General features: G+C 36.2%; 11 protein-coding genes. 4 read left to right on the forward strand and 7 right to left on the reverse strand.

All coding sequences use genetic code 11. The features are described 5' to 3' along the window. Positions 1-61: 61 nt before the first annotated feature. A complete protein-coding gene (locus FB2170_RS16680; RefSeq protein ID WP_013307784.1) occupies positions 62-295 on the reverse strand; it encodes a DUF3820 family protein in 234 nt (77 codons plus the stop codon). A gap of 57 nt (positions 296-352) precedes the next feature. Here FB2170_RS16680 and FB2170_RS16685 point away from each other — a divergent pair, with 57 nt between their 5' ends. After that, positions 353-1,222: a hydroxypyruvate isomerase family protein gene (locus tag FB2170_RS16685; RefSeq protein WP_013307785.1), complete on the forward strand. Its 870-nt coding sequence runs from the start codon at positions 353-355 to the stop codon at positions 1,220-1,222. A gap of 49 nt (positions 1,223-1,271) precedes the next feature. On the opposite strand, the gene FB2170_RS16690 is transcribed toward FB2170_RS16685, so the two are convergent. The 3 genes from FB2170_RS16690 to guaA are packed head-to-tail and all read right to left on the reverse strand — an operon-like array spanning position 1,272 to position 5,556. Next, entirely contained in the window at positions 1,272-1,802 is a 531-nt protein-coding gene (locus tag FB2170_RS16690) for a hypothetical protein (RefSeq protein ID WP_041632925.1), read from the reverse strand. A 29-nt stretch (positions 1,803-1,831) separates the two neighbouring features. After that, a complete protein-coding gene (locus tag FB2170_RS16695; RefSeq protein ID WP_148232124.1) occupies positions 1,832-4,021 on the reverse strand; it encodes a LysM peptidoglycan-binding domain-containing protein in 2,190 nt (729 codons plus the stop codon). Positions 4,022-4,023: 2 nt separating this feature from the next. After that, positions 4,024-5,556, reverse strand: coding sequence for a glutamine-hydrolyzing GMP synthase (gene guaA / locus FB2170_RS16700; protein WP_013307788.1), 1,533 nt, complete (start codon positions 5,554-5,556; stop codon positions 4,024-4,026). Between the two features lie 269 nt (positions 5,557-5,825). Here guaA and FB2170_RS16705 point away from each other — a divergent pair, with 269 nt between their 5' ends. Both FB2170_RS16705 and FB2170_RS16710 read left to right on the forward strand, forming a co-directional pair. Further along, positions 5,826-6,206 (forward strand): hypothetical protein, encoded by a 381-nt coding sequence (locus FB2170_RS16705; RefSeq protein WP_013307790.1) that lies wholly within the window; start codon positions 5,826-5,828, stop codon positions 6,204-6,206. Between the two features lie 316 nt (positions 6,207-6,522). Continuing rightward, positions 6,523-7,068, forward strand: a complete 546-nt coding sequence (locus FB2170_RS16710; protein ID WP_041633300.1) for a pyridoxamine 5'-phosphate oxidase family protein — start codon at positions 6,523-6,525, stop codon at positions 7,066-7,068. A 4-nt stretch (positions 7,069-7,072) separates the two neighbouring features. Here FB2170_RS16710 and FB2170_RS16715 read toward each other — a convergent pair whose 3' ends face one another. Further along, entirely contained in the window at positions 7,073-8,443 is a 1,371-nt protein-coding gene (locus tag FB2170_RS16715) for a pyridoxal phosphate-dependent decarboxylase family protein (RefSeq protein ID WP_013307792.1), read from the reverse strand. A 56-nt stretch (positions 8,444-8,499) separates the two neighbouring features. Further along, complete coding sequence (gene bshC, locus FB2170_RS16720; RefSeq protein ID WP_013307793.1) at positions 8,500-10,101, reverse strand: bacillithiol biosynthesis cysteine-adding enzyme BshC; 1,602 nt, start codon at positions 10,099-10,101, stop codon at positions 8,500-8,502. A gap of 171 nt (positions 10,102-10,272) precedes the next feature. Here bshC and FB2170_RS16725 point away from each other — a divergent pair, with 171 nt between their 5' ends. Beyond that, a complete protein-coding gene (locus FB2170_RS16725; RefSeq protein WP_013307794.1) occupies positions 10,273-12,726 on the forward strand; it encodes a M14 family metallopeptidase in 2,454 nt (817 codons plus the stop codon). Positions 12,727-12,735: 9 nt separating this feature from the next. Here the strand turns inward: FB2170_RS16725 and FB2170_RS16730 are convergent, their stop codons facing one another. Continuing rightward, the gene (locus tag FB2170_RS16730) at positions 12,736-13,785 is read right to left on the reverse strand and encodes a DUF3667 domain-containing protein (RefSeq protein ID WP_013307795.1); all 1,050 of its coding nucleotides are present in this window, start codon (positions 13,783-13,785) and stop codon (positions 12,736-12,738) included. Positions 13,786-13,816: the final 31 nt, after the last annotated feature.

The raw sequence follows: 13,816 nt of genomic DNA on the forward strand, positions 1-13,816 counted from the left end.
AGCGCTCGATTGAGTTCGTAACGCAGGCAAAAATACAAATTGCATTAACAATTTACAGGGATTACTTGGGAAATTCTTTTTGAATTTTCCGAATAAGTGGTTCTAATCCATTGATTTTGATCTCAAGCATAGATCTTAACAAATCACCTAACTTTCCGTCTGGAAATCCTTTTTGTTGAAACCATATTAAATATGGTTCTGGCAAATCGACCAAATATCGGTTCTTGAATTTCCCTATTGGCATTTTATAATGTGCCAGTTCAATTAATTTCTTATAATCAGGAGTGATTTCCATTTCATAAAACTAAATGAATTATCTTTAATAGCAATTAGATTTTTAATTCCAGGATTCATGAAAAGAAGAACTTTTATAGGGACATCAGCGGCTGCATCTGTTGGAATGATTACCAGTAATCAAGTAAATGCCGCGCCTTCCCAAAACGAAAACAATATGAAACTTAAAAATAATATCAACCATAGTGTTTGCCAATGGTGTTATGGCAGTATTCCGCTAGAAGATTTTCTAAAGTCTTTGAATGAATTGGGTGTAACAGCAATTGATCTTATTGGCCCAAAGGACTACCCACTGCTTAAAAAATATGGAATACATAATTCGATGTGCAATGGAGCAGAAATCAGTCTTACTGAAGGATGGTGCGAACCAGAATATCATGACACCTTGATTAAGAATTACACGAAGATGATTCCCGTGGTTGCAGAGGCTGGGTATACAAATCTAATTTGTTTTAGTGGAAACCGAAGAGGTATGGACGATGCTGTTGGCCTTAAAAACTGTGTTGAAGGCCTTAAGCAGATTATGCCATTGGCGGAAAAGCATGGAGTTATGATTCAGATGGAATTATTAAATAGTAAAGTGAATCACCCAGATTACATGTGCGATCATTCTGAATGGGGTGTGGAGCTTTGCAAACAGTTGGGGTCGGATAATTTTAAACTTTTATATGATATTTACCATATGCAGATTATGGAAGGTGATGTCATTCGTACTATTCAGGAACATCACCAATACTTTGGACACTACCACACAGGGGGAAATCCTGGGCGAAATGAAATAGACGAAACGCAAGAATTATATTATCCTGCTATAATGAAAGCCATTATTGAAACCGGATTCAAAGGACACGTAGCTCAAGAATTCGTACCTACTTGGGAGGATAAAATAGCTGCTTTAAAACAAGGTGTAGCTATTTGCGATGTTTAAATTATAAAGCTTATCAGTAAAACAAAACCCCTTTAGAACAAAAGGGGTTTTACTTTTTTAAAGCCTCTTCGATTTTTTTTATCCAGACTTTTTGCTGTTCAATATTTCTGGAAAAGTCAGTTTCATCATCATATCTATTTTGATAATCACTTAACTCAATTAGAATCTCTTTATAAATTTTACGTACCTCTGATTTAATATTTTTGGTGAAGGTGGCATTATCCATTCTCTTGCGCATTTTACGGGAGAAAAGTTCAGAGATATCAAAATGCAACTGTTCATGCGCCAAGGTAACATCATTACATTTTTCAGGTTTATACCAAGATTTTGTTGGATAAAAAAAAGTACTCACAGTATAGTCAACCAACATTCTATTGCCCTCATATGAAGTTGAGAACTCATAACTAATACCACTTGCAGTCGTTGCAGCCGCTCTAGATCCACCAGGTACCTTTCCTTTAAAATCTTTCCAATAAAGCTTTTTATCTGATTCCCAAGAAATTTCTTCTTGCCCAAACATTTGACATACACCTGCAACAGACAGACCAATAAAAAGAAGAATGTTTCCTAAAGTTTTCAATGGATAAGTTATTACTTATGAAATCATGATCAATCCTTTAATTCCACAACCCTAAGGTCATCAATTGCCATTATATAGGATGCCTGATTAAAATATCCTGAGGTCATATCTTTTTCATAGGAAAACTTGTTTCCCGTGTATTCCGTTTCTCCTATGATTTTTGACACTTCCATCAAATTATTCTTATAAGCCAATTTCAATAATAGATCATAAGTCAAATCAAAACCACGGACAGCATAACGATCGGGAATATCTCCAAAACGTTTTTGATAAGCTTCAACAAACGCACTATTGCTAGCTTCTCTATACACTGAAGGGTATGTAAAACGTAGGTTCGACAAATGTGTACTTGATATAATATCGTTGTCGAATGATTTATTCTTATTGGTAGTGAACATTCTCACTTGAACTTTAACCTTACTGGTTTCAGGATCTAAAAGTGCATCTTCAAAAGAATTCAAAATGGACACAACGCTTGAAATTAATTTAAAGTTATCAGTTTCTACGAAAACCCAATTTTCAAATTCTTCTGATAGTAGGGTTGCCAACTTTTCCCTATTTATACCAATGTTCTTCTCCTCTTCTGTTACGTTAAGAACTTTTGCATCAGGGAATCTTGATAAAATAAACTCCTTCCCGGACTTACTCTTTTCGTCAGCTATTATGATAATATTTTCCTCAGTGATTTTTTCCTCTACATATTTCAGCATTCTTTCTCTCAACACTTCATCTGATGAATAAGAAAAATAAACATTACTTAGACTCAAATCACTTTTGGCAGGAATTGGAGCAATAACAGGCACTTGGTATTGTGATGCTTGTATCGCGACCTCCTTTAAGGAAGGTAAGTCCAAAGGGCCAACAATGGCACTGACATCTGTTAGGCTTTCACGCATCAAAATTTCCTTGGTCTTTGTTTGGTCCAATTGATTGTCGTACGTTTTTACATCTACAGAAACGCCTAATTTAGCAATGGAGTCAACTGCCATTAAAGCGCCAGAATAAAGTCCCAAACTGTACTTAAGATAATTCTTGTTTTCTATGGTTTCTTTTACAGATTCCTTATCATTTAAATCTAAGCGATTTAATCTAAAAGGAAACATGAAAACCAATTTTGGCCTATTCATGGGATTAATACTATCCAATAAGTTCAACTTGTCCAAAACCAACGAATTTCTAACTTCAAAATCACCAGTCTGATCCACCGGCAATTTCAATACCATTCCCGCTTTTAAACCATCCCTAAGGTCAGGGTTCAATTTCAACAAGTCAACATAAGAAATACCCAATTTACGGGTTAAAGAGAACTCTGTTTGTTTGGGCTTAACTTCGTAAAAAATAAAATTATCTGTGTTCACCTCACCTGGGTCGGCTTTCATCTCTGGAATACGAATCACCATCCCTTCTTTCAATCCTCCTCTTTCTGCTATCTCAGGATTTAAACGAACAATTTCATCTGACTTCACATTGAATTCTTTTTCCAAACGGTAAAAGTTCATTTTAGCAGGTACGGTATAGGATATATACAATTGCGTTTCTTGGTTTTCCAATGAGCTGCCCAAGGGTTTTGGCATTCTAAGCTCCTGACCTTCCGCCAAGTAATCTGTTGTTTTGGATAAATCCGGATTTAACACAAGCATACTATCAATCGTAATGCCGTATTTATGAGCAATACTCCAACGGGTTTCTTTTGGTGCTACTTTGTAAATTTCAAAATCGTCTTCATTGATTGCATTTTCGTCTGGCCTTACTCTTTTGTATTTAGGAATTTTTAATCGCATCCCTTTTTTAAGCAATGAAGAATATAGCTCCGTATTATATTTCTTTATATCATCTTCAGTAATGTGATATCGTTGGGAAATGCCAAACAATGTTTCTCGCTTTCTAACTTTATGCGTAGTAAAACCAATGGGCTCTTCCTGCTCAGGTTTTTCATTTGCCACACGTACAGTTTCTACTTTATCTTTATCAACCTTGATTTCAGAAACTTTCGCACCAACAGGGATTACCAAGATGGTATTGGGAGTAACATCATCTCCTTGTTTAATTTCTTTGTTATAAGTGAGAATGTTATAAGGTGTCACCTTATAATGTTTTGCAATACTTTCTAAGGTTTCCCCTTTCTTTACCGCGTGGGTAGTAAACTTTTGAGCAGTTGCCTTGCATCCTATCAATGTAAATACGAGCAATACTACAATATTCTTTAAAAATTGGTTCATAACTATTCCCATTCTATAGTAGCCGGAGGTTTAGAACTTATATCATAAACAACCCTATTGACCCCGGGTACTTTATTTATTATTTCATTAGATGTTTTCTGCAAAAACTCATAGGGCAAATCTACCCAATCAGCCGTCATTCCGTCTGTACTTTCGACCGCACGTAAAGCTACACATTTTTCATATGTTCTTTCATCTCCCATTACCCCTACACTATTTACGGGTAAAAGCATGGCTCCGGCCTGCCAAACCTTATCATAAAGTCCCCATTCCCTTAATCCATTGATAAAAATGGCATCAACTTCTTGTAAAATAGCAACTTTATCCCGGGTGATATCTCCTAAAATTCGAATTGCCAGTCCTGGTCCTGGGAAAGGGTGTCTACCCAATCGCTCGTCATCAATATTCATACTGGCCCCAACTCTACGCACCTCATCTTTAAACAACATTTTTAAAGGCTCTACTACTTTCAATTTCATAAAATCGGGCAAACCTCCAACATTGTGGTGACTTTTAATTGTCGCCGAGGGGCCTCCCGTCGCTGAAACCGATTCAATAACATCGGGATAAATGGTTCCTTGCGCCAACCATTTTGCATCTTCAACCATATGTGACTCATCGTCAAAAACATCAATAAACACCTTGCCTATGATTTTTCGTTTTTTCTCTGGATCACTTTCACCAGCCAATGCATCCAAAAAGCGTGCCGAAGCATCAACCCCTTTTACATTAAGCCCCATGTGCTCATACTGATCCAATACATCTTGGAATTCATTTTTCCTCAATAACCCATTGTTTACGAAGATGCAATGCAAGTGTTTTCCAATTGCTTTGTGCAACAAAATCGCGGCAACAGTGGAATCTACTCCTCCAGATAATCCGAGGATGACCTTATCATCTCCGATCTTCTTTTTCAATTCGGCAACTGTACTATCTACGAAAGCATCTGGTGTCCAGGATTGTTTAACACCAGCGATATGTACCAAAAAGTTTTCCAAAATCATTTTTCCTTGAGTGGTATGATACACTTCTGGATGAAATTGAATAGCATAGGTATCTTCTCCGTCAATTCTATATGCGGCATTTTTCACATCTCCCGTGCTCGCCAAAATAACCGCATTTTCAGGCAACTCCTGTATCGTGTCGCTGTGGCTCATCCAAACCTGTGACCCATCAGTAATCTCATAAAAGAAGCGTTCGTCACTCTTTATTGATGTTAACCTTGCGCGGCCGTACTCCCTAGTATTTGAAGGGGCCACATTACCCCCGTTGAAATGGGCCAAATATTGAGCGCCGTAACATACTCCCAGTAAAGGCATTTTACCCTTAATTTGCGAAAGATCTGGATGTGGCGCATCATCTGCTCTGACAGAAAATGGGGAGCCCGATAGTATAACGGCTTTATAGGCCGACATATCTTTAGGCACTTTATTGAATGGTTTTATTTCACAGAAAATATTCAATTCGCGAACCCTTCTAGCGATGAGTTGTGTGTACTGCGAACCGAAGTCAAGAATAAGGACGTTGTTTTGCATGCGCAAAAATAGCAAATTGAAAAAACCAAAAAAGCATCTGAAGAAGATATTTATCCAACTATCATGAAACTTATAAACATGAAAAGTGGAAACGAAGATATTTACATTAGTACAAGACTAAAACAAGGTTTTAATTATTCCAAAATAATTAAAATCAACCATACCGTCCATGACTATATTTGACATCAATTCACAAGGATTTTTCTGATAAATTCCTTATTTTTATAGGACTAATAGATATATACATTTTACACATAAAACCACACAATATGCACACAGAAACAGTATATTCAAGTGACCTGACCTTTAATTTGGAAATCTGGAAAAGAGAACTTAAGTTTCATATGTCCGAACTGGATATGTTTCAACAAAAACTTGAGGAAATCATTACCAGGGAAGGCATTGACAAATCTTCTATTGAGATTGAAAGTTTTCAGAACAAAATAATGATAGAACGCGATGCTATTGGAAAATTATTACATCGTTGCAGAGCTAAATTAGGAAATCTTCACAGTGCAGATTACTACAAGAACATTGATGGCAAAATACAATATGAGAAACGCTCGCTTTATGAAGATTTAAAACATTACATCAAATTACATTATAATTTCAAAGAAGCAATAATGGACTTCTTTTTAAGATCGCTGTAGCATGTGATTAAGAACAAAATTTAAAAAAGAAAAAGCCTCGACCCTACATCGAGGCTTTTCTAAATCAAAATCAAAAAACCAACCTAAACACATGAACTAATTAATAACTAAACTTAATTTTCTAATTCATAGCAATTTGTATATATAACAACCTAACCTTAAAATACCCTACCTCGTTTTTCGTTTTTTTTGAAAAAAAAAGAAAATTATTTATACAGACACCCATTTTTACAGGTTGAAATACCCTTTTAAGCGGCTATCTATTCCCATAAGAACATAACAAATGCCTATCTTTATATTCAATAAATTAAAAGGAATGGCGGACAGAATTTTTGAAAAAATAAAACAGGAGTTAAAAAAAGGCGCATTTAAAAAAGGGCATTATTTTAAGTATTTTACTCTGGCAACTTTAGGGGTTGATAAATATGCAAGACTTAGGTTAGTAGCATTACGAAATGTTTCTGAAGATTTAAAATTGACATTTTTTACCGATAAACGCTCCAAAAAAGTGTTGCATATAAAGGAGAACAATAAGGTGAGCCTTCTCTTCTACCATCACAAAAAATTGGTTCAGCTTCGAATAGAAGGTCTGGCTAAAATCAATAATGATCAATTTGAAATCAAAAAAAATTGGGCCGAAGTAGGTGCAGAATCCAAAAAAGACTACTTGACAAAAAAAGCTCCGGGAACGTCAATCAAAAGTCCTGAAAATCTGGAATATCTTAAAGAGGGTGATTTCTTCTCTATTGTTGAGATAGAACCATTTAGAATCGAGTATTTAAAACTCAAAAAAAATGGTCATTCCAAAATCAAATTCGATAAAACAGATAAAGGTTGGTCCAGCGAGTACCTAGTGCCTTAATCAACTATTCCATTGTTTCCAAAACCGCTACTATATCTTCAATTGTAGTATCAGGATTTATGAAGCAAAAACGAGCAACGGTCTCGGTAACCTTATCATTAATCCATTTTGTAGGAGTAACCAACGCAAATCCATCACGGTGATTTTTATAGGTCCAATTTCTATAATCATCGGGAGACCATCCTTTGCGACGAAAAAGCACACAGGAAAGGCTTGGTTCACGAACCAATTCCACATGTCCCCTGTCATTAATTAACTCCCCGGCTAAATTTGCCAATTTTATTCCCATTTCAACTGCCCATTTATATCGGTCTGTACCGTGCATTGCCAATGAAAACCATAAAGGCAACCCCCTAACTCTTCTTGTCAATTGAATTTGGTAGTCTGCAGGATTAAAGCCCTTAGCGCCCTCATCTTTGAAAATGTCCAAATACGAACCTTCTTGGGAATGAGCCGCTTTTGCCAACTCGGGATTCTTATAAATTACAGCGCCACAATCATAAGGTGAGAACAACCATTTATGAGGGTCGATTGTAATACTGTCCGCTTTCTCTATTCCATTAAATAAATGGCGAACTGAATCAGCAGCCAATGCCCCGCCGCCGTATGCAGCATCAACATGAAACCAAAGTTGTTCTTTATCACATACATGGGCAATACCTTCTAGATCATCAATGATACCTGCATTTGTTGTACCACCCGTTCCGACTACCGCAAAAAGTCGTTTTCGCTGATGGTCATCCAGCTCTTTTATTTTCTTCTCTAAATCTGCGCCAGACATTAAATCCTCTGCTTCTACCAGCAATACATCGGCATCAATCACTTTTGCCATTGCCTTGATTGAAGAATGGGCTCCTGCAGAGGTTATTACCAAGGCCTTTTCACCTCTGTTTTCCGGGTTTCTTCTCCAGTATTCCCTGGCGGTAACCATCGCAGAAAGATTTGCAGCCGTACCACCGCTTGTAAATACTCCAAATGCACCTTCTGGTAAACCCGTTAGGGAAACCAACCATTTCATAGCCTCATTTTCACAGAAAATTCCTCCAGCGCCCTCCATCCAATACGCACCATGAATACTAGAGGCCGAAGTAACCAAATCGAACATAATCGCTGCCCTCGTCGGTGCAGCGGGAACAAAGGCAAGGTGTCTAGGATGATCAATTGGAACTGTTGCCTTTACCAAAACATCTTTGAACAATTGAAAAGCATTTTCACCGCCAATACCTTTGTCGGTAATAGTTTCCCCAACCAATTCGCGCAATTCTTCTTCTTTCTTGGGTTGTCCTAACTCAGGAGATGTTTTTGTTATACGATTTATGGCATATTTCATGACATCCAATGTCATTTCCACCAGTTCTATATCAATATTATGCATTGAATAAAAGTTTTAGCAAAAATAGGTGATCGTACGTTAAAAGGACTAGAATCTTGCTATTGATACAAAATTGAAAACTCAGCTTTCAAGGGAAGTAGTTCTTTCATCAACATTGGAATCAATTCATCGCCATACTCTAAATAAAGCTCGGAGAAATTTAAACTTCGTTCTTGCAAAGACCCATTGGGAAAAAGCTCATTCTGGATTTCAGTCATTCGCTGCACATGATCCTTTAACTTTCGCTTTTGGGCCTTAAGCAACCTTTTTTCAAGATTGTCCAATCCTTTTAATTGTTTTGATTCTTGAGCCTTAACAGCTCCGTAAAACGATTTATCAGTTTTTTCAGCGATAGTATACAACGCTTTGAACTGTTCAGATAAGTGTTTTTTTTGTTCTGAAAAATCAATTTCGATATTTGAAATTTCCCTGATCTTTTTATTTATGAAACTGTGCTGTCCCATAAATAGGTCCGGCGCAGCTAAGTTCATATGCTCCAATTTGGACTTTTGTTTTGAGGATACGACCAATGCAGAATTCCGAAGCAATATAATAGGGAAATCTATTTCAAAGGCTTCGAAAGATTCTTTTAGCTCTAACCAATAGGCAAGCTCACCTCCACCACCTATATAACATAGGTTAGGCAAGATGATTTCCTGATATAAAGGACGGGTTATAACATTTGGCGAAAACCGCTCTGGATAAGTGTCCAACTCAATCAATAATTCTTCTTTGGTGAAGTAAATATCAGTATCATTTACTTTAAAGCCCTCACCTTCTTTTATAATGCGTTCCCGTATATTATCTTTTAAATAGAAATAATTTATTTCACGGGGATTTACCTGTACATTATACTTTTCTGGCAGTTGTCTGAATTTTGAAATGGTATCAGAAACTTTTGAGAAGGAAATACTTTCAAGAATATCTTTCTTAGCATATGGTGCCAATAACCTTTTAAGTTTATGATCATCGCCATCAACAATCACCAAACCGTATGACCCAAATAGTGAATTGGCCAAAAACCGGGTTGCCTGGGCCAAATTTTCATGTTCAAGATAGGAGTCCACAAATAGTTTTATTAAATATTCTGCGTTTTTACCTTTGCCGAGTGAGCTTGCAAAAGCTTCGAGAACACTTTCGAGGTCTTTTGTATTAAGACGTCCCACTCCCCCTGTAGCCTCATTGTCCCACTGTAGTTTCTTGTTATTAAAGTTGAAATAATTAATTTCCTCAAAATCATGGTCCTCAGTCGCCATCCAATAAACAGGAACAAAATTGAACTTTGGATAGGCCTTTTTTAATTCAACTGTTAAGTTAATGGTTGAAATTATCTTATATAAAAAGTACAGTGGTCCTGTAAAAAGATTTAACTGATGGCCAGTTGCAACGGTAAAAGTTATGGGTTCTTTTAATTGTATGAGATTGGCTTTGGTTTTTTTTGAAATTGCAAAACCTTTATATTGCTCTTGAAGTGAATCGTAAAGGACTGCTCTGTTTTCTTCAGGGTAGTTAACTGCTTTTGAATTTATTTGTTCCTTAAAATTCTCAAGACTGGGGAACCTATTATAAAATGCGTTGAGGGTTTCCTTACCATCAATATAATCACAGATCAAATCCGAAAAATAGCCAGTTTGCTTAAAGGGTAAACAGTCAATATCCATATAAAAATCAAAAAACGAAGTAAATATATAACACTAGTATTTTCTTGTTCCTAAAAATACGTTAATTACTTTATTCTTCTTATCGCTTAATTAGGTATCTGATAGGGTTTATTGTCCTGATTGTCCCTATTAATTATTACATTGGGCAACCTTAAAATCAAAATTTTCACAATGAAGCAATTTTTATTCTTATCAACGATACTTCTAACCATTAGCTTAAATGCCCAGCAACTAAAATCACCATCTGAGTTTCTTGGATACGAATTGGGAAGTCAGTTTACAAGACATCATGAAGTAGTGGATTATTATGAGTATTTGGCGAAAAATGCTTCTGACCGTGTTCAATTGAAGGAGTACGGAAAAACCAATGAACGAAGACCCCTTTTATTGGCCTATGTTTCTTCTGCCGCCAACATTAAAAATCTAGAAAATATTAGAACCGAACATTTAAAGAGCACCACTGGAGAAAGTAGTGCATCAAAATCCATTGTTTGGTTAAGCTACAACGTACACGGTAATGAAAGTGTGAGTACTGAAGCTTCAATGCAAACCATTTACGAATTATTGACAACAAAAAGCAATTATTTGGAGAATACCGTTGTTATCATGGATCCATGTATTAATCCTGATGGACGTGATCGTTATGTAAACTGGTATAACCAATATAAAAACACACCGAATAATATTGACCCAAATAGCAAGGAACACCATGAGGGATGGTGGAGCGGGAGAAGTAATCATTATATGTTCGATTTGAATCGGGATTGGGCTTGGTTAACGCAGATTGAAAGTCAAAACAGGTTAAAAGTGTACAACAAATGGATGCCACATGTTCACGTTGATTTTCATGAACAAGGTGTAGATAGTCCTTATTATTTTGCTCCGGCATCTGAACCATACCATGAAGTAATTACTCCTTTTCAAAGAGAATTTCAAACTACAATCGGAAAAAACCATGCAAAATACTTTGATGCCAATGGCTGGTTTTATTTCACAAAGGAAGTCTTCGATTTATTATATCCAAGTTATGGTGACACCTATCCCATATATAATGGAGGAATTGGCATGACATACGAACAAGGCGGAAGCGGTAGGGCCGGACTTGGAATCATAACTAGTATAGGCGACACACTTACATTAAAAGATCGATTGGATCATCACAGAACCACAGGATTATCAACTGTGGAAGTAGCAGCTTCTAATGCAAGCAAATTGAACCAAGAATTCCAAAAGTTTTACCGAAACAAGAACTATAAGTACAAGAGTTATGTGATGAATGGTGATGAAGATAGAATTGATGCATTAACCCAATTGTTGGACAAACATGAAATTGAATATGGATGGGGTAAGTCCGCAACGATTAAAGGTTTTAAATACAGTACAGGTAAAACAGGAAGTTTAAGAACTTCTGAGAACAGTTTAGTGGTTTCAACAGATCAAACCAAAAGTACCTTAGTCAAGGTTTTATTTGAACCCAATGCCAAGTTAAGCGATTCGGTCACATATGACATCACAGCATGGTCTTTACCTTATGCCTATGGTTTGGACGCTATGGCTTCACAGAGTTTGATCACAAGCACTGCGAAAAGCAAAAAATCGATTTCAAACGGGTCATTGAGCTCCAAAGCTTACGCATTTATGACTGAATGGAACAGTATGAAAGATGCAAAATTCTTGGCTGAATTAATCCAGAACAAAATAAAGGTGCGCCATTCATACAAGCCATTTACGCTTGAAGGAAAATCGCATAAAAGAGGAACATTGATTATTACCAAGGGTGATAATAAAAACAATGATGGGTTTTTGAAAACCTTGGTGAAAATCGCAAACAAACATCAAATTGAATTGACCCCAACCTCGACTGGTTTTGTTGATTCTGGCAAGGACTTTGGATCCAGGTATGTTCAAATGATAAATGCCCCTAAAATAGCTGTACTTTCCGGTGAACCGACCTCGACTCTAAGATTTGGAGAAATTTGGTACTTTTTTGAGCAACAACTAAATTACCCCATGTCAGTTATTGATTCGGAATACATGGCAGGTGTAGATCTTTCAAAATATGATATAATCATACTCCCTGGTGGTTTCGGCTATAAGGGATTCCTTAAAGAGGATAAATTAGATGGATTGAAAGATTGGGTTTCCAATGGAGGCAAGCTTATTGCCATGGGAGATGCTATTAATGGTTTGACAGGTGAAGATGGTTTTGGAATCAAAACTAAAGAAGTTATAAAAGATACTTCTGAAAATATGCAAATATTTGATGAAGGTCAACGCGAATATATTAAACAAACCATTTCAGGTGCCATTTTTAAGACCAAAGTAGATAATACCCATCCATTGGCCTATGGCTATGACAACAGCTATTTTTCCCTAAAATTAGGTGCTGATGCTTACGATTACCTTGATTCTGGTTCTGTTGTGTATTTAGAAGAAGGTAACAACAAGCCTATAGCCGGTTTTGCAGGAAGTGAAGCACAAAGTAAAATTGAAAAAAGTTTAGTGTTTGGAGTATCTAACCACGGCTCGGGACAAGTTATTTACATGGTAGATAACCCATTGTTCAGGGGATTCTGGGAAAATGGAAAATTATTGTTTTCAAATGCTCTATTCATGGTGAATTGAGAACCATATTCAATACAACATAAACGAAACCATGATAATGCCTGAAATCGCTATTGGTACAATAAATATAATATACAGGAAAGAAATCGCATTAGCTTTGAAAAATGCTCCCACCCATCCACTTTTGTAAAAATTATGCAGAGCTAATATTAAATAAAAAATAAAGGAAAAAAAGAAGATTACTTCTATCCAAAGCGGTATTTCTATTATCAGATTTACCAAAATCAACAAACAAAATGAGGTAAAAAGGTAAGTGAAAAAATAAAAGCTAAAGACCATATGATGGGCGAATGTGCCCCGTCCCCAATAAAAAAGCTTCAATAAAAAAGCAAATAAAGGAAGCATAAAGAACATGGCAATGGGGATTATATCATATAAAGTATTCAGAATCCCTTCGCCCTTTTGCTCATAAAATTTTAGCATTTGTTCAAAAAACTTATGAGTAATAGCACTCTCATCATCGTCAATTCCTATCGCTTTTAACTTACTGGCCATTGATGCATCTATCGCAATTAAAGAATCCAATGCTTTACGTTTTTTAATGAATGACTCATTGGAAGCTTTTTGCTCAGCTATGAATGTCGAATCCATCTTAATAAAATCTTCGTCAGAAATCCCTGCTATAACACCATTATTTTTAATAGCATCTTTCGCCAATTCCAGATTCAGGGAATCTTTATTCAGTTGCAATGAATCTATGGTCAGGTCTTTGTCAAAACCCTTTTTTAAAGCCATTGTCACTTCATTGTCGGCCTTACGCACATTAAATGAAAAAATGAAAAAGAATATTACCGAAATGAAAAGATAAAACTGTGCAGGGTGCAAATAAGATAGGCGCTTACCGTCCACGAATCTTCTGGCCAATACTCCAGGTTTGAGCATAAGTGGAATGAAACTCTTTAAGAAACGGGCATCGATTGAAAAATAATTACTGATCGTATTACTGAACAATACTCCAAAAGTCAGGTTATCCGCTGTTTCTTGTCCACAAAACGGACAATAATCAAATGATACATCAAATGATTTTTCACAATTTTTACACTTCTCGGTCGTAGACATCAAATAAATTTAATTAAAAATTCGAAAGAAT

The sequence above is a fragment of the Maribacter sp. HTCC2170 genome (genome assembly GCF_000153165.2).
In the GTDB taxonomy this organism is placed as follows: domain Bacteria; phylum Bacteroidota; class Bacteroidia; order Flavobacteriales; family Flavobacteriaceae; genus Maribacter_A.